The sequence below is a fragment of the Limnobacter sp. UBA7229 genome, from assembly GCF_002473065.1.
Lineage (GTDB): Bacteria > Pseudomonadota > Gammaproteobacteria > Burkholderiales > Burkholderiaceae_B > Limnobacter > Limnobacter profundi.
The window spans coordinates 180,119-201,276 of the sequence record NZ_DKTN01000023.1 but is presented as its reverse complement, the minus strand read 5'-3'; the positions used below and the strand labels follow the sequence as shown (position 1 = coordinate 201,276).

The 21,158-nt window shown below is 51.9% G+C and carries 18 protein-coding genes; 7 read left to right on the top strand and 11 right to left on the bottom strand.

The annotated features are described in order from the left end of the window. Window positions 1-54: 54 nt before the first annotated feature. Complete coding sequence (locus B4C79_RS15080; protein WP_105029144.1) at window positions 55-2,367, bottom strand: DNA translocase FtsK; 2,313 nt, start codon at window positions 2,365-2,367, stop codon at window positions 55-57. Between the two features lie 108 nt (window positions 2,368-2,475). On the opposite strand from B4C79_RS15080, the gene trxB reads away from it, so the two are divergent. The 3 genes from trxB to B4C79_RS15065 are packed head-to-tail and all read left to right on the top strand — an operon-like array spanning window position 2,476 to window position 5,056. Next, complete coding sequence (gene trxB, locus B4C79_RS15075) at window positions 2,476-3,441, top strand: thioredoxin-disulfide reductase (RefSeq protein ID WP_171099148.1); 966 nt, start codon at window positions 2,476-2,478, stop codon at window positions 3,439-3,441. Between the two features lie 44 nt (window positions 3,442-3,485). After that, entirely contained in the window at window positions 3,486-4,109 is a 624-nt protein-coding gene (locus B4C79_RS15070; RefSeq protein WP_240965734.1) for a Smr/MutS family protein, read from the top strand. Between the two features lie 26 nt (window positions 4,110-4,135). Next, window positions 4,136-5,056, top strand: coding sequence for an alpha/beta fold hydrolase (locus B4C79_RS15065; protein WP_171099151.1), 921 nt, complete (start codon window positions 4,136-4,138; stop codon window positions 5,054-5,056). 59 nt (window positions 5,057-5,115) lie between these two features. Here B4C79_RS15065 and B4C79_RS15060 read toward each other — a convergent pair whose 3' ends face one another. After that, window positions 5,116-5,454: a P-II family nitrogen regulator gene (locus B4C79_RS15060; RefSeq protein WP_008252857.1), complete on the bottom strand. Its 339-nt coding sequence runs from the start codon at window positions 5,452-5,454 to the stop codon at window positions 5,116-5,118. Further along, a complete protein-coding gene (locus B4C79_RS15055) occupies window positions 5,451-7,106 on the bottom strand; it encodes an NAD+ synthase (protein ID WP_171099153.1) in 1,656 nt (551 codons plus the stop codon). The genes B4C79_RS15060 and B4C79_RS15055 overlap by 4 nt, the downstream gene beginning before the upstream one ends. A gap of 41 nt (window positions 7,107-7,147) precedes the next feature. Here B4C79_RS15055 and B4C79_RS15050 point away from each other — a divergent pair, with 41 nt between their 5' ends. Beyond that, complete coding sequence (locus B4C79_RS15050) at window positions 7,148-8,353, top strand: GNAT family N-acetyltransferase (protein WP_291739208.1); 1,206 nt, start codon at window positions 7,148-7,150, stop codon at window positions 8,351-8,353. Between the two features lie 49 nt (window positions 8,354-8,402). Here the strand turns inward: B4C79_RS15050 and ppa are convergent, their stop codons facing one another. The 4 genes from ppa to hemC are packed head-to-tail and all read right to left on the bottom strand — an operon-like array spanning window position 8,403 to window position 13,083. After that, window positions 8,403-8,930: an inorganic diphosphatase gene (gene ppa, locus B4C79_RS15045; RefSeq protein ID WP_171099157.1), complete on the bottom strand. Its 528-nt coding sequence runs from the start codon at window positions 8,928-8,930 to the stop codon at window positions 8,403-8,405. A gap of 50 nt (window positions 8,931-8,980) precedes the next feature. Further along, window positions 8,981-10,171: a heme biosynthesis HemY N-terminal domain-containing protein gene (locus B4C79_RS15040; protein ID WP_105029151.1), complete on the bottom strand. Its 1,191-nt coding sequence runs from the start codon at window positions 10,169-10,171 to the stop codon at window positions 8,981-8,983. Beyond that, a complete protein-coding gene (locus tag B4C79_RS15035) occupies window positions 10,168-12,141 on the bottom strand; it encodes a uroporphyrinogen-III C-methyltransferase (RefSeq protein WP_291739207.1) in 1,974 nt (657 codons plus the stop codon). The genes B4C79_RS15040 and B4C79_RS15035 overlap by 4 nt, the downstream gene beginning before the upstream one ends. 9 nt (window positions 12,142-12,150) lie before the next feature. Further along, the gene (hemC, locus tag B4C79_RS15030; protein WP_291751976.1) at window positions 12,151-13,083 is read right to left on the bottom strand and encodes a hydroxymethylbilane synthase; all 933 of its coding nucleotides are present in this window, start codon (window positions 13,081-13,083) and stop codon (window positions 12,151-12,153) included. Window positions 13,084-13,232: 149 nt separating this feature from the next. On the opposite strand from hemC, the gene argH reads away from it, so the two are divergent. Genes argH through B4C79_RS15015 form a run of 3 tightly spaced genes read left to right on the top strand, consistent with a single transcriptional unit; the run spans window position 13,233 to window position 16,617 of the window. After that, entirely contained in the window at window positions 13,233-14,657 is a 1,425-nt protein-coding gene (argH, locus tag B4C79_RS15025; protein ID WP_291739478.1) for an argininosuccinate lyase, read from the top strand. A 14-nt stretch (window positions 14,658-14,671) separates the two neighbouring features. Beyond that, window positions 14,672-15,178 carry a TRAP transporter small permease subunit gene (locus tag B4C79_RS15020; RefSeq protein WP_291739477.1) on the top strand — a complete coding sequence of 169 codons (507 nt, stop codon included), beginning with the start codon at window positions 14,672-14,674 and terminating at the stop codon, window positions 15,176-15,178. Then, complete coding sequence (locus B4C79_RS15015) at window positions 15,169-16,617, top strand: TRAP transporter large permease (protein WP_291751974.1); 1,449 nt, start codon at window positions 15,169-15,171, stop codon at window positions 16,615-16,617. Before B4C79_RS15020 ends, B4C79_RS15015 begins: the two co-directional genes overlap by 10 nt. A gap of 24 nt (window positions 16,618-16,641) precedes the next feature. Here the strand turns inward: B4C79_RS15015 and B4C79_RS15010 are convergent, their stop codons facing one another. From B4C79_RS15010 to pmbA, 4 genes are all read right to left on the bottom strand, one after another. Continuing rightward, window positions 16,642-17,787, bottom strand: coding sequence for a sensor histidine kinase (locus B4C79_RS15010; RefSeq protein WP_291751972.1), 1,146 nt, complete (start codon window positions 17,785-17,787; stop codon window positions 16,642-16,644). Between the two features lie 10 nt (window positions 17,788-17,797). Continuing rightward, window positions 17,798-18,466 (bottom strand): response regulator transcription factor, encoded by a 669-nt coding sequence (locus tag B4C79_RS15005; RefSeq protein WP_105029158.1) that lies wholly within the window; start codon window positions 18,464-18,466, stop codon window positions 17,798-17,800. A 215-nt stretch (window positions 18,467-18,681) separates the two neighbouring features. Further along, window positions 18,682-19,770, bottom strand: a complete 1,089-nt coding sequence (locus B4C79_RS15000) for a TRAP transporter substrate-binding protein (RefSeq protein WP_291743431.1) — start codon at window positions 19,768-19,770, stop codon at window positions 18,682-18,684. Between the two features lie 21 nt (window positions 19,771-19,791). Further along, a complete protein-coding gene (gene pmbA / locus B4C79_RS14995; RefSeq protein WP_291743434.1) occupies window positions 19,792-21,144 on the bottom strand; it encodes a metalloprotease PmbA in 1,353 nt (450 codons plus the stop codon). Window positions 21,145-21,158: the final 14 nt, after the last annotated feature.

Genomic DNA, 21,158 nt, shown 5'->3' with positions numbered 1-21,158 from the left:
GGGTAAACAGGCTTTACCGAACTTAATGGATGAATGCTGAATTAATCGTCATGATTATTCATCATCCTGGCCCGCCTCGGCTCGCGCCAGAATTTCGCGGTTGCCGTTGGACTGCATGGCCGATACCAAGCCCGCCTGTTCCATGCTTTCCAGCAGGCGTGCTGCACGGTTGTATCCAATGCGCAAATGGCGTTGAACAAATGAAATGGATGCCCTGCGGTGCTTCAGTACAATGCCCACGGCTTGGTCGTAGAGTGCATCTTTTTCGCCATCAAAACTGCCGGCTGTCGCGTCCATGCTGGCGTTGCCACCTTCCTCCGCGGTGCCGCCCTCTAGAATGCCCTCAATGTAGTTGGGCTCACCACCCTTCTCTTTCAGGTATTCAACCACACGGTGTACTTCTTCATCCGATACAAAAGCACCATGCACACGCTGGGGCACGCCGGAACCGGGCGGCAAGTACAACATGTCACCCTGCCCAAGAAGTGCTTCAGCACCCATTTGGTCGAGAATGGTGCGGGAATCGATTTTCGATGAAACCTGGAATGCAATTCGGGTTGGAATGTTGGCCTTGATCAAACCAGTAATGACGTCGACCGAAGGCCTTTGCGTTGCCAAAATAAGGTGAATGCCCGCCGCACGGGCTTTCTGGGCCAAACGTGCAATCAGTTCTTCAATTTTCTTGCCCACCACCATCATCAGGTCGGCCAGCTCGTCGATCACGATCACCAACATGGGTAAGGTGTCCAAAGGCTCGGGCGCGTCAGGTGTCAGGCTGAACGGGTTTGGAATGCTGTTACCGCTTTTTCGGGCTTCTGCAATTTTCGCGTTGTAGCCCGCCAGGTTACGTACACCCATTTTACTCATCAGGCGGTAGCGCTTTTCCATTTCGCCCACAGCCCAATTCAAGGCATTGGCAGCTTGGCGCATGTCGGTTACCACTGGGCACAGCAGGTGAGGAATTCCCTCGTAAACGCTCATTTCAAGCATTTTCGGGTCAATCAGAATCAAGCGCACATCTTCGGCGCCACTTTTATAGAGAAGCGACAAGATCATGGCGTTAATACCCACCGATTTACCCGAGCCGGTGGTACCCGCCACCAGCAGGTGTGGCATCTTGGCCAAATCGGCCACCACCGGCTTGCCTGCGATGTCTTTACCCAAAGCCATGGTCACGGGCGATTTGTTGGTGCTGTACACCTGCGAACCCAAAATCTCGGTCAGCTTCACCACTTGTCTGCGCGGGTTGGGCAGTTCAAGCCCCATCAGGTTCTTGCCGTAAATGGTTTCAACCACGCGAATGGACACCAAGCTCAACGCTCGGGCCAGGTCTTTGGCCAAATTCACCACTTGCGAACCCTTCACACCGGCTGCGGGTTCCACTTCAAAGCGCGTAATCACCGGACCTGGCTGGGCTGCCATCACCTGTACCTGCACACCAAAGTCACTCAACTTCTTCTCAATCAAGCGCGACGTGTATTCCAGCGTATCGGCGGAGACAGTTTCAATGGCTGCGGGCGCATCGTCCAACAGGCCCAAAGGTGGCAACTCGGTTTCGGTCAGTTCAGCAAACAGCGGCTGCTGTTTTTCCTTGATGGCTTGCACCGAGGGCTCGGCTGCCACTGCAACCGGTTCTATGCGAATAGGTTTGTGTTCTTCAAACTTTTCTCGTTTCTGTTCCACTTTTTCAACACGGGCCAAAGCGACTTTTTTGCCTTCTTTGCGGTCAAAGTAAGCAGTGACCAATTCTTTGGTTTTAAACACCAAGCCTTCCAGAAAGCCACCCACGCGTTCGGCCATCACGGCCCAGCTTAGCCCCAGTAATCCGCTTAGGCCAGCTGCAGTGCACAGCAACAGCAACATGACAGCGCCAGAAAGCCCCAGCAACTGCTGAAAAATGCTCGAAATGGTTTGCCCAACAACACCACCAGCGCCGGCTGGCAGACCTTCGCCTTTGAAAATTGACAGCGATTCAAGGCCCATTAAACCGACCCACAACACCACAAAGCCAATGGGCCTTACCCAGGCAATCCACTTTGGCAAAGGTTCGTTGAAACCGGGTAATTCGATGGCATCGACCATTTTACGGGCACGCCACAACATGAAGAATGACAAGCCCAGCAGAGCGTAGGCCGAGTAGCCTGCGATGAAAAAGAGCAGATCCGACAAATGGGCACCGACTGCGCCGCCAAAGTTGCTGACAACATCGCTGCCTGATTCATGGGAAAAGCTGTCATCACTGCTGCTGTGCGACACCAGAATCAAAAACAGATAGATGGAAAAAACAAGCAGACATAGCCAGCGGATTTCCAGCAACAATTTGCTGATCCGAAGGGTGCCTGTATTTTGTGTGGTCCTGGAATTCACTGTAATAAGAGTAGCCCGCAATGCAGCATATAATTGAAGTCTGTATTCTGACAAAGTTCGAGAGAAATATCTTGAACAGACACCATTTGAAGCACAAAAGAGGTAGCAATGACCAGTTCTAACACGCCACGCCACGCCAAAGTACTGATTTTGGGGTCTGGCCCCGCCGGATACACTGCTGCAGTGTACGCCGCGCGTGCCAATTTGAACCCTGTTTTGATCACCGGCATGGCCCAAGGTGGCCAACTAATGACCACCACTGACGTGGACAACTGGCCGGCCGACGCCGAAGGCGTGCAGGGCCCCGACCTGATGAGCCGCTTTTTGGCCCATGCCGAGCGTTTTAATACCGAAATCATTTTTGATCACATCCACACGGTTGAACTGCAACAACGTCCATTCACGCTAAAAGGTGACTCGGGCGTGTACACCTGTGATGCACTTATTCTTGCCACCGGTGCAAGTGCCATGTACCTGGGCCTGCCTTCTGAGGAAGAATTTGCGGGCAAGGGTGTATCTGCATGTGCCACTTGTGACGGCTTTTTTTACCGCAATCAGGAAGTTTGCGTGGTGGGTGGTGGCAACACCGCGGTTGAGGAAGCGCTGTACCTGAGCAACATTGCCAAGAAGGTCACCGTGATTCACCGCCGCGACAAATTCAAAGCCGAGGCCATTTTGATCGACAAGATGATGGACAAGGTGAAGGAAGGAAAAATCGAGCTGAAAACCGATTACACCTTGGACGAAGTGCTGGGCAATGAAATGGGTGTAAACGGCGCGCGTATTAAATCCACAAAAACTGGTGAAACTCAGGACTTGGCGCTTCAGGGCGTATTTATCGCGATTGGCCACAAGCCCAATACCGACATCTTCGAAGGTCAGATCGACATGAAGAACGGTTACATCATAACCCGTAGCGGTTTGAATGGTTTGGCGACCATGACCAGCATCGAGGGCGTTTTTGCGGCTGGCGACGTACAAGACCATGTGTACCGTCAAGCAATTACCAGCGCAGGTACAGGTTGCATGGCTGCACTGGACGCACAGCGCTGGCTGGAAGCTCAAGAAGGCTGACAAGAGTCCCTTTAAGAAGTACTGCATTGAAAAAGCTGACTTCCATGGCAGATCTTGAAGGCGTCAGGCGCTCGCTCAAAGAGCAGCGCCTGGAGGCCGAACGCCAGGAGAAAATTAAAGCGGCTGAACTCAAGAAGTTACAGGATGAGGCAAACTTGTTCAAAAAGCTGGTTAGCGATGTCACCCCGCTGCCCAACACCAATCTGAAAATTCACGAACTGGAAAAACCAGCCCCAATCGCCCGGCAGCGCGAGCTTGATGATGAAGCAGTGCTGTGGGAAAGCATTTCCGATGAAATGGATGTTGAGCGGTTTCTGGAAACCGACGACAAACTGTCCTATCGCCGCAATGGAGTGGGTGTGGAGGCCTTGAAAAAGCTTCGAAAAGGGCAATGGGTTATTCAGGCCCAAATTGATTTGCATGGGCTGCGCTCGGATGAAGCACGTACTGCCGTGGGTGAATTTTTGCGATCCAGCGTAAAACATGACATTCGTTGTGTCAGAATCATTCACGGCAAGGGCTTGGGTTCGATTGGCAAAGAACCCGTGCTGAAAGAGAAAGTAAAACGCTGGCTGGTGCAAAAAGACGAAGTGCTTGCTTTTTGCCAAGCCCCACCCCGAGACGGTGGCGCAGGCGCCCTGCTGGTGATACTCAAAGCCCGACAATAACAAGACACACCACGGAGACAGCACAGATGAAAGCTGCGAGCACCCCCATTGAATGGCAACAAGGTTTTGCCAAATCCAGCATTACTGGGCTGAATATGGCCTGGGAAAGTGCTGGCCCTGCCGACGGCGAGACCATTTTCATGGTGGCGGGCCTAGGCTGCCAACTCACCATGTGGAACGACGAGTTTTGCTCACCTTTGTTGCAGCGAGGCTACCGACTGGTTCGGTTTGACAACCGTGACATTGGCTTGACTGATCAACACCCGACCAGCATGAAAGTGAACGTACCAGCCACATTCATTCGCAACAAGCTGGGCCTGCAAACACCCACCAATTACAAGCTGGACACCATGGCCAACGATGCAATTGGCCTGATTGATGCACTTGAATTAAAGCGCCCTCACCTGCTCGGTATTTCGATGGGCGGCATGATTTCGCAAATCGTGGCGGCAAAGGCGCCCGAGAAAATAGGAAAGTTGGTCACCTTGATGTCGAGCACCAACAACCCGAAACTTCCGATGCCCACACCGAACGTGTTGCACAACATGTTTTTGAAGAAACCAAAAAGCCAGAAAATTGACGATGTAGTGGCGCATGTGGAACGGGTGTTTACTGCCATTGGAAGCCCCGGCTACCCGCCCGACCCATTGAAGTTAAGGGAGCGTGCCCGCAAATCGTACAACCGAGCCTACAAACCGGCGGGTGTGCTACGGCAAACCCACTGCGTGGTGGCAACGGGTTCAATCGAAGATTACACACGGGAAATCAGGGTGCCCACTTGCGTGATCCATGGGCTGGATGATCCACTCTTGAAAAAGGCGTGCTCTGAACGAATCGCCAGGCTGGTGCCCAATTCAAGACTCCATTTGATCAAAGGGCTGGGCCATGATTTGCCAGAACCCTTGGCACCCACCTTTGCGGAAATCATTCACAGCCATTTGGGTTAACAATCCGCTAAACCAAGCGATGTAAAAAAAGCCCAAGTGAAGAACCTGGGCTTTTTTGTTTAAATGGCTGCTTCGCCTTGTTCGCCCGTGCGAATGCGGATAACGCGCTCAACGTCGGTCACGAAAATTTTGCCATCGCCAATTTTGTTGGTTCTAGCGGCGTTTTGAATAGCATCAATGGCTTGATCAACCAGCTTGTCTTCAATCACCAGTTCAATTTTTACCTTGGGCAGAAAATCAACCACATACTCGGCACCACGGTACAACTCAGTGTGACCACGCTGACGACCAAAGCCTTTCACTTCGGTCACGGTGAGGCCGGTGACACCCACTTCCGACAATGCTTCACGTACTTCGTCAAGTTTGAAAGGCTTGATGATTGCGCTGACCAGTTTCATTCTTGGAATCCTTCTAGATCGTTGAACTTGGATGTAATTGGATAGCGCCAGTCGCGACCAAATGCTCGGTGCGTGACCCGAATACCCACGGGCGCCTGTCTTCTTTTGTATTCGTTGATACGGAGCAGTTTAACAGCCTTAAACACATCTTCTTTCTGAAAGCCGCTGGCAATGATGTTTTCAACTGATTCGTCCTTTTCCATGTAGCGGGCCAGAATGGCGTCAAGTACATCATAGGGAGGCAAGCTGTCCTGATCCACTTGATCGGGTCGCAATTCAGCTGACGGCGGGCGCGTAATGATTCGGGTCGGAATGACTTCAGACAGACTGTTGCGGTATTCACAAAGCTGATACACCAGTGTTTTGAATATGTCTTTGATCACCGCGAAGCCACCCGCCATGTCGCCATACAAAGTGCAATAACCGGTGGCCATCTCACTTTTGTTGCCAGTGGTCAACACAATACGGCCGGTTTTGTTGGAAATGGCCATGAGCATGGTGCCGCGAATACGCGCTTGCAGGTTTTCCTCGGTGGTGTCTGCCGCCAAGCCCTTGAACAAGGGAGCCAAGCTGGAGTCAAAGGCCCTCATGCAATCCTGGATAGAAATTTCGTCGTACTGAATCCCCAGGCGCTTGACCATGTCGCGAGAATCATCCAGCGAGATATCGGCAGTGTATGGCGAAGGCATCATTACGGCACGCACTTTGTCAGCGCCCAAAGCATCCACTGCAATTGCCAGGGTAATTGCAGAATCGACGCCGCCTGACAAGCCGATAATCGCGCCGGGAAAGCGGTTCTTTGTGACGTAGTCGTGTACACCCATTTTCAGGGCTTCGTACACCTGCGCAGTCAGTTCAAGCTCGGGTACGCATGGCTGGTGGGCCTCCAGCACAATGGGCTCGCCGGGGCGCGCCACTGCATCAAGCATGGCCAAGGCTTCTTGAAATTGGGGCAAGCGCATGGCCACATGCTGTTTACCATCCATGGCAAAAGATGCACCATCAAAAACCAGTTCGTCTTGCCCACCCAGCATGTTGGCGTACACAATCGCCATGCCGGTTTCCTGAACACGCTTGGCCACCATTGATTGACGAATGGTCTGTTTGCCCATGTGGTAGGGCGATGCATTGGGCACCAACAGCACTTCAGCTCCCGCAGCCGCTGCGGCTTCAGGCGCGTAACGGTTCCAGGTGTCTTCGCAAATGTTTACACCAAAACGAATGCCATCCACCTCAAACACCAATGGGCGGTTGTCGGGCGTGAAGTAGCGCTGCTCATCGAACACCTCGCGGTTCGGCAAATCGTGCTTGTGGTACATGCCCACCACTTGCCCGCGATAAAGCACAGAAGCAGCATTGAACAGTTCACCTTCCCTGCTTACGGGGTGCCCCACCACCACATACAAATCGAGTGCAGCCAGGTTTCGGCGAAGGTGCTCGAATGCAGTGTCGGTTTGGCGCTGAAATGAGGGGCGCAACAGCAGGTCTTCAGGTGGGTAACCAGTGATGGACAACTCGGGGGTGAGAAGAATTCGCACGCCTTGTGCGGCTGCCTTGTGCGCGTAATCAACAATTTTTGCGCAATTGCCTTTTAAATCGCCTACAGTCAGGTTCAACTGCGCAATGGCCAATCGGACTCGGGATAAACTCACTGGGTACCTGCATAGTAGTTGTCGCCTTTATGAATTATCGCATGCAGATTTGTCAATCCATTGGCGAGATCGCACAAGCTGAATGGAATTCACTTGTGTGCAAATGCAATGGTGGTGTGCTTCACCCTGCACTTCGTCATGAATACCTGCTGGCCTTAGAGGCCAGCGGCAGTGCAACAGCCGAAACCGGTTGGGGGCCGCTGCATTTGGCCATCCATGGGGACACTGGTGAGCTTCTGGCAGCCATGCCCTTGTATCTGAAATCGCATTCCTATGGCGAGTATGTTTTTGACTGGGCCTGGGCTCAGGCCTATGAACGCAGCGGGCAGCGTTATTACCCCAAGCTGCTGTGTGCCATACCATTTACCCCGGTGTTGGCACCCAAAGTGCTCCATGCAACACCCGAGGCTGGCAAAGCATTGGCTCAAGGACTTGCACAGCTGACCTGGCAGGCTGCCGAGAACACTGAACTGCTGGGTGTACAAATTTCAACCCTGCATGCTTTGTTTTTAACCCAGCAAGATCAACAACTGTTGTTAAGTGATGCAACCAGCCTGAACAACAGCAGTCGGCATGTGGTGCAATTTCACTGGAAAAACCAAAACCCGGCCACGCGCAAACAATTTGATGATTTCGATGCGTTTCTGGAAAGCCTGAGCCAGAAAAAGCGAAAAAACATTCGCGCCGAACGTCGAAAAGCACATGTGGATGGTTTGGAAATTCAACGCATTCATGGGTCTCGAATCAGCGAAGCTGAACTGGAATTTTTCTATCAGTGCTATTCCCGCACTTACATGGAGCACTTTTCCAGCCCTTATTTAAATCTTGAATTTTTCAGGCAAATTTGTACAACCATGGGTGAGCAGATATTGATCATTCAGGCCAGCCTGCATGGTCAGCCTGTGGCCAGCTCGTTTTTTCTGTACAGCCAGGAACGTTTGTATGGCCGCTATTGGGGCTCTATTGAAAACCTGCCCTGCCTGCATTTTGAATTGTGTTATTACCAGGCGATTGATTTTGCGATTGAGCAAGGCATAGAGTGGTTTGAAGGCGGCGCGCAAGGTGAACACAAAATGGCACGTGGCCTGAACCCGCAAACCATGGTCAGTGCACACTACGTGCACGACAACGGCTTCAAGTTGCCGATTGAAAACTTTTTGCGTCGGGAAAAGGCGCACCTGGACGCGTATGCAGTTGAGTTAAATGAACACACTGCTTTTCGGGAAAGCGGTTCGGAACAACTATAAAAAAAGCCAACCCTAAGGCTGGCTTTTCAGTGCGGTTAAAGCTGCGATTTCAGCCTTTGTAATTGGCCACGCCGTCACGAATTTCTTTTTCGACGTCTGTCATGTCGCCCCAACCTTCGATTTTTACCCACTTGCCTTTTTCAAGGTCTTTGTAGTGTTCAAAGAAGTGCTGAATGCGCGCCAGAAATTCTTGGGGCACGTCGGAAATGCTTTGATAGTGTTTGTACTGCGGCAACAGCTTTTCTACTGGAACGCCCAGCAGCTTCGCATCACCGCCTGATTCATCGGTCATTTTCAACATGCCGATTGGGCGTACACGCACCACGCAACCAGGCTGCAATGGGTATGGGGTCATGACCAATACGTCCACGGGGTCGCCATCGGCTGCCAGAGTTTGTGGAATGTAACCGTAGTTGCAAGGGTACTGCATGGATGTACCCACGAAACGGTCTACAAACAAGGCACCGCTTTCCTTGTCGATTTCGTACTTCACGGGATCTGAGTTTGCGGCGATCTCGATGATTACGTTCACGTCGTTTGGAATGTCTTTACCGGGGGAAATGCTTTCGTAGCCCATGCTGATTAATCCTTAAAATAAAATTTGGTCGTATTGTATCGAATATTGCTTTAAGCAAGCTGACGGTCGTTCTGAAGATGATTGTTCAATTTCTCTCGCCAGGTTTTGGCACGTTCACCCTGGTTGGCTGCCTCATACAATCGTTCCAGCTTGCCCGCCACATGTGCGGAAGGCTGTTTGGCATACACCGCTTCAAACCTGGAAATCGCCTTGCCCCACAGCTGTTCGCGCTCGCACACATCAGCGGCCAACTCCAGCAAACGCAAATCAGCGGGCTGTTGGGCCAGCAAACGCTCTACATTGGGCAAAGCCTCCCGTGGCTCTAGAACGGCAACCTGGTGATAAATCGGCAATAAATCCTTGTTGTAATTTTGGTTCAAAGCCATTTCCAGCAGCGTGCGGGCCGCAGTGACCAATCCACTCCTCTGCAAACCAGTGGCTAGCGTGCGCAATACACCCACGTTCTCAAGCTCAGCCGGTTTGGCACTGGACAACACCTCTTTCATTTTTGAAGCGTCTTGCCCCGCGCTTTCTCCCAGACCAGCATAAATGCGCATCAGGGCTTCATTTTTTTCACCGTTGGTGAGCGCCGATACCGCGACACAGGCGCGGTATTGCACCAAAGCATCTTGCCAACGGGCCAGCCCCATCAAGGCCAGCATGCGCAATCGCTGAACCTGGGGTAATTTTGCAGCCAAGGGGTCCATGGCCTCAAGCATGCTCAAAGCACCCGAAAAGTCTTGTTTGGACAAAGCCACTTTTCCACGCAACACAACCAGGGCGTGCGAGTGCTCGCCCACCTTGGCTTTTTCCTGATTCAGGATTTCCTCGGCCACATCATAGCGGTCGGCCTGAATGGCTGACATGGCGCGGATCAAGTAACTCAAATCCGTTTCAATCCCGGTTTTACTGGCTTGGTTCAACGCTTTTTGGGCGCCTTGCTCATCGCCAGTAATCAAAGCGATCAAACCCTGTGTATTGGCTTGCAACAAGGCGTTTTGCTTGCGGTTCATCCAATACTCTTTGAATTTTCCGGGAAGCTGGCTGGACGCACGCCAAGCGCGCATCATGACGTACAACACCAGGAATAGCAGCAAAATAGCCACTACCGCAAAGTTGAGCGACATGTCGACTCGGTACTGACCGAAAAAGATCAATACCTTGGAAGCATTGCCCTGAGCCATCAAAGTGACCGCCACGGCCACTACGACAACCAGCAACAAACCAAGCAGTTGCTTCATTGGCGCTCCCCCTGCTGCCCGGCAACGGCCAGCCTCAGCGCGGCAGAGGTAGCCTGCAATTCTGGCAACACCAAATCAAGTTGAACTTCGCCAATTTCAGCCAGCACAGTTTGAGCACGCTGCACTTGGATGGATTTACTGTCAAAGTAGGTATTCAACAAATTGCCTGATCGCTCAAGATCAGATTTCAGCAAAGTGGCCTGACGCGACAAGAGCGAAATTCGTGCATTCAACAAGGACAAACGCAGTGTATTGCGCAAATCAGTTTCTTGACGATTGGACAACATGAGCACTTCAGGGCTGTCTACTTTGGTGACTTCGATCAATGATATGATGTCGTACCAAACTGTTTGAGCCACTTTTTTAATGGAAGCCCAGGCTTTCTCAAACCCTTGCGCTTGTTCGTTGGCTGCTGGCGCTTGAGTGTCGGCTACTACCTCAGATGCTTCTTCTTCGGTCAACTGCGCCAATGTTTGATCAGTGGTGGCCTGTGCGCTTGAGAGCATGGGCAAACTTTCAACAGAGTTAACCACCGAATCAAGAGAAATCGCCAGCCTCAGCAAATCGTCGCTAGGCAGGGCCTTGATTTCGGTCAAGTCTTTTTCCAACGCGGTGCGCAAATTCAACAAAGAAGGTTTCTCTGTGCCCTCCAGCAGGTCGATGGCCTGGGACAGGGCAATAGACGCTCCCTTTACATTGCCCAACAAATACAACTGGCGTTTGGCAATTGATATCAACTGCTCTACTTCGCTAAGCGACACTTCCGTTCGGCTGGCCAACAGGCTGTTATAGACCTCCTCAAGACTGGCGCGTTGGCTGGCCTCCTCTTTCTGGGCAAGCTCCAACAGGTCAAAACGGGTTTTCAGGTCTTTCGCCAGATCGCTCGATTTGCTGATTTCTTCTTTCACCAAATCAAGTGTGGTCGACTCTTTCTGAATCCGCTCGCCAAAGGCCATGCGTGTTTTTTCAATCTGGTTTTTCCCGGCAAACGCAATCAGCAAAATGAGTACAAAGCTGAGCACCGAGATGAAAAATGCAGCTTTGCCCAACCACTGCCCATTGGGCTGGGAAGCGCTGGCAGAAGCCGGTCTGGATTGGGAGGTGACAACCGGTTGCGGGTTGACAGCAGGCGTGGCAGAGTTGGTTTGATTGTTGTTTTCCATGCTTTTCTTGTTGGATTTCAGCCATGAATTTACCGATTGTATCCCTGTTGCTATCTGGACAACATGGGCATATCCCAATTCCCTGCATTTGGCCGTAATGCGGGGATGTGTGGTCAATACGGTGGCGGTTTCTTTCAACACCTTGAGTTGTGATTCCGATTTGCGTGCCAACTGCGAATCGAGGGCCTCTATGGTTTCGCTGCTGGTAATCCAGAGCACCGCCTCAGCCGCTCGGGCAAACAGTGCTTCGCACTGAGCATTGCTTTGCTCAATCACCTTGCGGTCATAACACTCCAGTACTGTCACATCGTGTTGCATTTCCTCCAGCTTTTTTGGAAACTCAACACGGCCTCTGGGGCCTTTGCATACCATTACCCGGCAGCTACCCGCTTCAAAATGCGTGGCCAGCAAGCGGGCCAGCCCGTCGGAATCCTCGGTTTCATGGTCGTTTTCGCCAGTCGGGGCGATAATTTTGTCTTTGGGAATACCCAAGTCCATGGCCAACTTGGCGCTTTGGCGCCCCATTACTCCACAGTAAACATGGGCTGGCCACTGCCCCAGGTTGGTCACCGCAATTTCAAGAACCGAAGGACTTACAAAAACGATCAAATGGTTGGATTTTTCGGTGGCCGCATCAAGCCATGGCCGAATGGTTAACATGGCTGCCAAATCTGGCACCAACTCAAACACCGGAAAATACATCACATGGCCCGCATGCATTTGATCAAGCTGACGCTTCAAATCAACGCGCTGAGTCAGATACTGATCGGGCAACTTGGGTTTGCAAACGACCAAAGTGTGAGTCATGTCCGGTAGTTATCCTTTAAATTGTTGAACAGCCGATTCAATCAAGGCCTGCGCACCTTCTTGAAGCAAACCTTCGATGACCAGGTCGGCGGCAGTTTCCCAGTGTTGCAGGCTTGCCTGCGCACTTTTCTCGATCACAGTCTTGCCATCCGGGCTGGCCACCAAGCCTCGCAAAGTGAAAGTGTGTGCATCGTTCAGGGTTGCATAGCCAGCAATAGGCACTTGGCAACTGCCGCCGAGCGCTTTGGACACTGAACGCTCTGCGCTCACCAAGGCGGTACACACCGGGTCAATCAGTGGCTTTACCAACTCGGCCAATTGTGAATCACCGGCGCGAATTTCCAGGCCCAAGGCACCCTGCCCCACGGCGGGCAACATGTCGGTTGATTCAATCACGTTGCGAATTCTTGAATGCAAACCAAGGCGTTTCAAACCGGCAGCAGCCAAAACTATGGCTTGATACTGACCTGAATCCAATTTGCCCAATCGAGTATCCAGATTGCCGCGCAAAGGCTCGACTTTCAAATGCGGATAACGCGCCAACACCTGTGCCTGCCTGCGCAAGCTGGAGCTGCCAACCACGGCACCTGCTGGCAAATCAGCCAAGCTGGCATAGTCATTGGACACAAATGCATCGTGTGGGTCTTCGCGAGTCATGAAACCCAGCAGTTGAAACTCAGGATCCAGGTCCATGGGAATGTCTTTGCCAGAATGCACGGCCAAATCGGCCCGCCCTTCAAGCAAGGCATGCTCCAGTTCTTTGATGAAAAGTCCTTTTCCGCCAATTTTTGCAAGTGAGCGGTCCAGAATCTGATCGCCCTTGGTGGTCATTCCCACAATGTCAACGCCAGAAACCCCAGGCAACGCCAGTAGCAGGTCTCGAACATGTTCAGCCTGCCACATGGCCAAGCGGCTTTCCCTTGATGCAATTCTTATTTTCATTCAGTGTGGCGACATCGCTAGTCGCAATTCAGTGGATAAATTTCAATCAATTCCCCACAGCAAGGCTGTGAGAAGGCGTTCATGACGAAAGTCTAGCACGGCAACCCCTTATAATTAGGCCCTGTTCCAAAGTGCATAAAGGATTCCCCATGTCGAACCAATGGTCCAAAAAACAGGAAGCATGGTCAGCCCGATTCAACGAACCCATGTCCGAACTGGTCAAGCGCTACACTGCATCCGTGTTTTTTGACAAACGGCTGGCCGAGTTCGACATTCAAGGCTCATTGGCACATGCCACCATGCTGGCTGAGGCAGGAGTTATTGCAGCGTCCGACCTTAAGGCAATACAAAACGGTATGTCGCAAATTCTGGATGAAATCAAGGCGGGTCAGTTCACATGGCAGCTGGATCTTGAAGACGTGCACTTGAACATCGAGCGCAGGCTTACCGAATTGGTGGGTGACGCTGGCAAACGTCTGCACACAGGCCGCTCTCGCAATGATCAGGTCGCCACGGACATTCGCCTGTTTTTGCGCCACGAGGTAGACCGCATTCAGGGATTGCTCAAGGCGCTTATTCAAGCACTGGTCACTGTGGCTGAACGCAACCACGACACCGTCATGCCTGGCTTTACCCACTTGCAAGTGGCACAGCCTGTTACTTTCGGGCACCACTTGCTGGCTTATGCGGAAATGTTTGAACGCGACCTGGAACGCATGCAAGATTGCCGCAAGCGAATTAACCGATTGCCACTGGGTGCGGCTGCATTGGCGGGAACCACATTCCCCATCAATCGCAATCGCACAGCTGAACTGCTGGGGTTTGATGCCCCAACCCGCAACAGTCTCGATTCCGTTTCAGACCGTGATTTTGCAATTGAATTTTGCTCGGCCAGCAGCATCTTGATGATGCATGTGTCGCGCCTGTCTGAAGAATTGATTATCTGGATGAGCCAGCGCTATGCATTCATCGATCTGCCCGATCGTTTCTGCACCGGTTCGTCCATCATGCCACAAAAGAAAAACCCGGATGTGCCGGAACTTGCGCGCGGCAAAACAGGCCGTGTTTATGGACACCTGATGGGCCTGCTGACCTTGATGAAAGGCCAGCCACTGGCCTACAACAAAGACAACCAGGAAGACAAAGAGCCCCTTTTCGACACCGTTGATACTGTAGTCGACACGCTCACTATTTTTGCTGAAATGGTTGAGGGCATTCAAGTGAAAGCCGACAATATGCGCGCAGCCACACTGGAAGGCTATGCCACAGCTACTGATCTGGCGGATGCCTTGGTCAAGCGCGGCATGCCTTTCCGTGATGCACATGAGGCTGTTGCCCGTGCCGTGCGGTACTGCGACACCCAGCAATGTGGCCTGGAGGCGCTGAGCGTAGCCCAACTTCAAGAGGCTCTGAAACTAACCGAACTGGGCTACAGCGACGATTTGGTGAACCAGGAATTGTGTGCGGTACTCACACTCGAAGGCTCGCTGCAGGCACGCGACCACGTGGGTGGAACCAACCCGGTACAGGTCAAAACAGCTGCGGCCGAAACCCGCAAGCGGCTGGGTTTGTAAAGTTGAAGGGGTTGTTGGCCATCTCACGCGGCATTGACGGCCTGAACACCAGGCTGGGGCTTGCCGTGGGTTGGTTAATTTTAATCACTACGCTGGTGTCGGCCTACAACGCTGTGGTGCGAAAAGTTTTTGACACCAGCAGCAATGGCTTGCTTGAAATTCAGTGGTATTTGTTTGGCGCTGTGTTTTTACTGGGTGCCGCTTACACCCTGCAACAAAATGCACATGTACGCATCGACGTGCTTTCAAACCGGTTTTCCGAGTCAACGCGCGCCTGGATCGACATTCTGGGGCATGTGCTGTTCACCTTGCCTCTAATCGGTTTTGTTCTTGTGTCAGGCTGGGACTTCGCCTATGAGTCATTTCGAATCAATGAATACTCTGCCGACCCAGGTGGTTTGATCCGCTGGCCAGCCAAGGCATTAATCGTTTTGGGATTCGCATTGCTTGGCTTGCAAGTTTGTTCCGAAATCATCAAAAAAATCGCCGTAATCAAGGGACACCCCACACCATGCCAATAATTCCGGTTGAATGGTTGGCGCCCCTCATGTTCGCAGTCCTGCTGCTGTTCATGGTCAGCGGCTTTCCTGTCGCATTCGCTCTGGCTGCAAACGGGCTACTGTTTGGCTACATCGCGATTGAGCAAGGGTTAATGAACGTGGCTTTGCTGCAAGCGCTGCCCGACCGGATATTCGGAATCATGAGCAATGAAACCCTGCTCGCTATTCCGTTTTTCACTTTCATGGGCTTGGTACTTGAACGCAGTGGCATGGCCGAGGATCTGCTGGAAACCATCGGCCAATTGTTTGGCCGGGTGCGCGGCGGCTTGGCCTATGCAGTGATATTGGTAGGCGCTTTGTTGGCCGCCACCACTGGCGTAGTGGCGGCTTCGGTCATATCCATGGGGCTTATTTCTTTGCCCATCATGTTGAAATATGGCTACAGTCAATCGGTGTCTACTGGCGTTATTGCCGCTTCGGGAACACTGGCCCAAATTATTCCACCGTCGCTGGTTTTAATTGTCATGGCCGATCAACTGGGGGTTTCAGTGGGGGCCATGTACCAAGGTGCGCTAATTCCTGCCTTGTTGCTGGTGCTTCTTTACATCGCTTATGTGTTTGTAATTACACGCGTTCAAAAGAACGCCCTGCCTGCTTTGCCCCCAGAGGCCTGCTACATCGGTCAAAGCAATTCCGGTGCGCGAATACTGAAAGCTGTGGTGTTTGTGCTAATGCCTCCTTTGGCCTTGGTATTTCTGGTGCTGGGCACTATTTTTCTGGGCATTGCCACGCCCACCGAGGGCGGTGCCATGGGTGCTGTGGGTGCTTTGCTGATCGCGGCATCCAAGAAGCGGTTGAATCTGGATTTGCTGAAACAATCAATCGATTTCACGACCAAACTTTCCTGCTTTGTGTTGTTCATTTTGATTGGCTCTACCGTGTTTGGTCTTACTTTCAGGGCGGTTGAAGGCGACCTGTGGGTGGAACAACTGATGGGTGATTTGCCAGGTGGTGAACTTGGATTCTTGATCGCAGTGCAAATCCTGATTTTTGTGTTGGGCTTCTTTCTGGATTTCTTTGAAATTGCGTTTATCGTAATTCCATTGCTTGTACCAGTGGCTGACAAACTGGGCGTTGACCTGGTGTGGTTCGGCGTCATGATCGCCATGAACATGCAAACCTCTTTTCTGACCCCACCGTTTGGCTTCTCGCTGTTCTACCTGAAATCGGTCACACCCAAGGTGGTAAAAACGATTGAAATTTACAAGGGCTCCCTGCCGTTCATCGCCTTGCAATTGTTGATGGTGGTGCTTATTTTTGCCTTTCCACAGCTGGTCATCCAGGAGGAAAAGGTGAAGTACCAAGACAGCCCATTGCAACTGGACCTGCCCACGCAGAATTACGGGGGTGGGAACGACCCAGCCGAGCAACAACCTTTTGTTCCAAGCTTCAGCGAATAGCTGCCCAGGTCATTGGCAATCGGCTTAACCCGTTTTTTTCGAGTTCAAGGTCACAACTTCAGCCTTGTTTGAAATTCGATCGGCAAGTTCAAGCACAAACACCGTACCCCCTTCCTTGACATTGCACATCGACAAATTCCATTCCATTTCCTGGCAAAGGCGCTTGACCACATACAAACCTATGCCTGTTTTAGGAAGGTCGCTGCCAAAGGTTGAGTACCTTGCCGCCTTGTGCTGCAATATGTCCTCTTGCAGGCCTGGGCCTGAATCTTTGACGGTAAACCGGTGAATTCCACCATGGCGTCGATAGGAGAATGCCACACCACCCTCAAGCGTGTGTTCTACCGCGTTGAACACCAAATTTCCCATAACCCGTTTCAATCGGCGGGCATCCGTGTGAATCAGGAACTCCTCCACATCGACATGGAAAGTCAGCCCTTTGGTTTCAGCCAACTGTCCCATCCAGCCCTCGAGCGACTTGCAAAGCTCGGTGCTTGAAACGCTCTCAATTCTTTTCTCGCGTTGCTCACCCAGTTCAAGCCGGGTGGCCTCGAGCATGTTTTCAGCCAAGTCGTGAAGCCACCTTTGGCAACTGGTCATTTGACGAATAACCTGATTGGACGCAGCATGTTGATGGAAAGTATCCAGCGAGGGGTGACCCACCAACAAACCCAGTGCATGCAAGGGCTGACGCATGTCATGCTGAACACCAGCCAGCCAGCGCAACCTGTCTTTCCATTCGCTGAGCACACTGTGTTTTGCATTTCGCCACCGGGCTTGCTGGGTTCGCCGGTTTTGAATCCGTTGTTTTGCAATGCTGTACCGGTGCTGCCTTTCCAATAAAACTGCCAGCAGCGTAAACGGTGAAACCCAGCACAACACCGCAAAGCTGAGGTGCTGCCAGTTCAGCGACAACACCCAGCCACCGAAAGCTGAAGCAAAAACCAGAAACCAGAGTTTTTCTGTGGGCGGCACCCGAAAGGCACGCCTGCAGGACACTTTGGCATTGAGCAGGCACCCGCTGATGAAGGCAATATAAGCCAACTGGGATTGAGCCCCAGTGTCCAGGCCCATCAATTGAAAAGACAAAGGCAACAAACACAGGGATGCCAGCAAGCATGCATCGTAGTGTTGCTGTACCCATGCACTAAGCCGGTTGATTTGTCTCATGAAGTGCAGCTTAATCGGAATAAACCTCGTCGGTTTTTTGTTCCTGCCAGGCTCGGTAGAGCATGGCGGCCTCCAGGCGATTTCGGGCATTCAGGCGGGCCAGAATGCTTCGAACGTGGGTTTTCACCGTTTCAGGAGACAGGCCCAAATTCTGGGCAATTTCATGATTGGACTCGCCTTTGGCAATTCGGTACAACACAGACACTTGCCGCTCAGTGATTCGGGCCATTCGCTGACCAATCGTGAATCCGCTTGCGGCTTGCGTTTTTTGACTGATTTGATCGGTCCAGTTGTTGCGGCGCAAACGCAAAACCATACTGTCCAACACACTAAGCACGCGATCTTGGGTAATGCCTTTGGATACAAATTCCGTTTCAGGGTATTCATCGGCCATGTCACCCAAAATCTCTTCATTGCCAGAAATGACCAGCGTGCGGCTGTAATCAAAAGTTTCCAGCGCGGTTTCCAGTACTTTTTCTGGCGCCATATCAGGCAAGCCCAAGTCAAGCAGTACAAGGTCTGGTTGCTCGAAACGGCTGTGCTCAAGCGCGGGCCCGATGCGGCTGAACAGCTTGACCTCAAGGTCGGTATAGCGCGAATTCATGATGTCGCGCAAAGCCATGGCAATGATTGGGTGATCATCAATAATAAATACGCGTAGTTGATTAGGAGTCGACATAAATTTGTCCCATACAAGTCAAGTGTCAGAAGCCGTCGTTCAGAAGTGAATAGTGCCCTTGCCATTCATTACGACAGCCAAAAGAAGTGCGAACAACCCCGATAGGGGCGACACTGCGTTGGGTGACTTGTGCCAGGCTTTTGGTTCCATTAAACGAAAAAGAGCGGCCAGTCAGCCGCTCTTTATATCTGACCCCTCTTGCGTAGGTCAAAAACTTACTTCGATCTGGGTATGTATGAGGCCATGGAATTTTCAGCAACCCGGAACCAGTTGTTCTGGTCGTTGCGGAAACGATTCCACGATGTGAATATTTTCTTGAATTTTGGATTGTTTTTGGATTCGTCGGCGTAAAGCTTTTCGGCTTCCTTGTAGGCGGCATCCAGAATATCGCGGGGATATATTCGAAGTTGCGCTCCCGATTGAATCAATCGGTTCAATGCAGCCGGGTTTTTGGCATCATATTCCGCCGTCATGGTGATATTCACCTCGGCCGCGGCTACTTCCAACGCAGCCTGATAACTCTTGGGCAGTTTGCTCCAGGCGTCCAGATTGACATAAAAACTCAATGAAGGGCCTGGCTCCCAAAATCCAGGGTAATAATAAAACCTGGCCACTTTTTGAAAACCCAGTTTTTCATCGTCATATGGCCCAACCCATTCTGCTGCATCAATCGTGCCCTTTTCCAATGCCGGGTAAATATCGCCACCGGCTATGGTTTGTGGCACTGCGCCCAAGGCCGCCATGATCTTCCCGCCAAAGCCCGGAATTCGAACTTTCAAACCTTTCAGATCGTTCAGGTTTTTGACTTCCTTGCGCCACCAGCCGCCCATTTGGGTGCCTGTGTTACCGCCAGGAAAATTGATGATGTTGTAGTCTTTCAAAAACTCACGGGTCATTTGCAAACCACCACCGTGATAAAGCCATGCGTTTTGTTGGCGAGCGGTCAAACCAAAGGGCAAGCCAGCTTCAAATGCGAACGCAGCATCTTTGCCCACGTAGTAGTAGCCAGCTGTGTGCCCACACTCCACCGTGCCACGCTGCACTGCGTCCAGCACTTGCAGGCCAGGCACAATTTCGCCAGCCGCAAAAGGGCGAATGTCGAACTTGCCACCGGTCAATTCAGACACGCGCTTGGCCAACTGAGGTGCAGCGGCCCACAGCGCGTCCAGGCTTTTGGGGAAACTGGAGGTGAGGCGCCAGCGCACACTGGGGCCATCGGCGGCGAATGCGGCTGTTCCTGAAGCCGCTGTTGCGGTGGCGGCTGCTCCCAAACCCGCTTTTTTGAGAAAGGAACGACGTTCCATTGCTTGGTCTCCTTGTTTGCTTTAATTCCCTGCAACGGTCATGGATTCGATCAAAATACTGCCCACATGTTTACTGCCGCGCCAATACGCATCGTCGCCCACGGCCACAATATTGGCCAGCATGTCTTTCAAGTTACCTGCGATTGTAATTTCCTCAACCGGGTGAACAATGATGCCGTTTTCCACCCAATAGCCAAAGGCACCACGTGAATAATCGCCAGTCACACCATTCACACCCTGCCCCATCATCTCGGTAACCAACAAGCCCGTACCCATGGTTTTGAGCAGTGCGTCAAGGCCGCCCGAGACTGTTTTGGTCGAGCTGAGAATAAGGTTGTGCGTGCCACCCGCGTTGCCGGTGGTTTCCATGCCCAATTTTCGAGCCGAGTAACTTGAAAGAAAGTAGCCGTTGCAAACGCCCTTTTTCACCACTGTACGGGCCTTTACCTTTACTCCTTCTTCATCGAAAGGTGAACTGCCGTGCGCACCTTCAATGAACGGGTCTTCCTTGATGGTGATGTGCGGGGCCCAAACGGGTTTGCCCAATGAATTCAACAAGAAACTGGTTTTGCGATACAGGGAGGAGCCCGACACCGCACCCACATAATGGCTTACCAAACTTGCCGCGATGGGAGCTTCAAAAATTACAGGGCAATTGCGGGTGGTAATTGGTTTAGAACCCAAGCGGGCCAAGGCTCGTTGTGCAGCATAGGCGCCAATTTTTGCGGGCTTGGCCAGGTCTTTGGCCTTGCGTTCCGAGGAATACCAGAAATCGCGCTGCATTGGGCTGTCTTTCGACTTCTTGGCTTGCGCAATCGGCGAAACAGACAATGAGTGACGCGAATATGGATAGCCACCTTTGAAGCCCTTGCTGTTGGCTGCATAAAAATGCCCAGATTCGGTGGACACATTGGCACCGTCAGAATTTCGAATCTGCTTGCTGACATCAAACGCCGCCTGTTCCATAGCCAGGGCTTTCTCGACTGCTTTGGCAGTGCTTAAATTCCACGGATGATACAAATCAAGATCACGGTGCCGTCTTGAGATGTTTTCCTCATCGGGCAGACCTGCGAATTTATCCGCAGCGGTGTACTTCGCAATGTCCAGCGCTGCTCGAATCGCAGAATCAATTGCTTCCAGCGAGAAATCAGACGAAGAGGCATTGCCCCTTTTCTTGCCTTTAAACACGCTGACGCCAAAGCTTTTGTCACGTGTGTGTTCAATGGTTTCGATTTCACCCATGCGCACGCTGACCGACTGGCCCACCGCTTCGCTGATATCGACCGCGCAATCGGTCGCACCCAGTGATTTGGCTTTTTTCAATGCGTATTCGGTTAATTCCTGAAATGTCTCGGATTTAAAGCTAAAGCCCATATTGCCCTGCGAAA

Excerpts from the sequence above, each read along its gene's own strand:
- trxB (WP_171099148.1), top strand. The coding sequence starts at position 2,476 with ATGACCAGTTCTAACACGCCACGCCACGCCAAAGTACTGATTTTGGGG.
- B4C79_RS15070 (WP_240965734.1), top strand. The coding sequence starts at position 3,486 with ATGGCAGATCTTGAAGGCGTCAGGCGCTCGCTCAAAGAGCAGCGCCTG.
- B4C79_RS15065 (WP_171099151.1), top strand. The coding sequence starts at position 4,136 with ATGAAAGCTGCGAGCACCCCCATTGAATGGCAACAAGGTTTTGCCAAA.
- B4C79_RS15060 (WP_008252857.1), bottom strand. The coding sequence starts at position 5,454 with ATGAAACTGGTCAGCGCAATCATCAAGCCTTTCAAACTTGACGAAGTA.
- B4C79_RS15050 (WP_291739208.1), top strand. The coding sequence starts at position 7,148 with ATGCAGATTTGTCAATCCATTGGCGAGATCGCACAAGCTGAATGGAAT.
- ppa (WP_171099157.1), bottom strand. The coding sequence starts at position 8,930 with ATGGGCTACGAAAGCATTTCCCCCGGTAAAGACATTCCAAACGACGTG.
- B4C79_RS15040 (WP_105029151.1), bottom strand. The coding sequence starts at position 10,171 with ATGAAGCAACTGCTTGGTTTGTTGCTGGTTGTCGTAGTGGCCGTGGCG.
- B4C79_RS15035 (WP_291739207.1), bottom strand. The coding sequence starts at position 12,141 with ATGACTCACACTTTGGTCGTTTGCAAACCCAAGTTGCCCGATCAGTAT.
- hemC (WP_291751976.1), bottom strand. The coding sequence starts at position 13,083 with ATGAAAATAAGAATTGCATCAAGGGAAAGCCGCTTGGCCATGTGGCAG.
- argH (WP_291739478.1), top strand. The coding sequence starts at position 13,233 with ATGTCGAACCAATGGTCCAAAAAACAGGAAGCATGGTCAGCCCGATTC.
- B4C79_RS15015 (WP_291751974.1), top strand. The coding sequence starts at position 15,169 with ATGCCAATAATTCCGGTTGAATGGTTGGCGCCCCTCATGTTCGCAGTC.
- B4C79_RS15010 (WP_291751972.1), bottom strand. The coding sequence starts at position 17,787 with ATGAGACAAATCAACCGGCTTAGTGCATGGGTACAGCAACACTACGAT.
- B4C79_RS15005 (WP_105029158.1), bottom strand. The coding sequence starts at position 18,466 with ATGTCGACTCCTAATCAACTACGCGTATTTATTATTGATGATCACCCA.
- B4C79_RS15000 (WP_291743431.1), bottom strand. The coding sequence starts at position 19,770 with ATGGAACGTCGTTCCTTTCTCAAAAAAGCGGGTTTGGGAGCAGCCGCC.
- pmbA (WP_291743434.1), bottom strand. The coding sequence starts at position 21,144 with ATGGGCTTTAGCTTTAAATCCGAGACATTTCAGGAATTAACCGAATAC.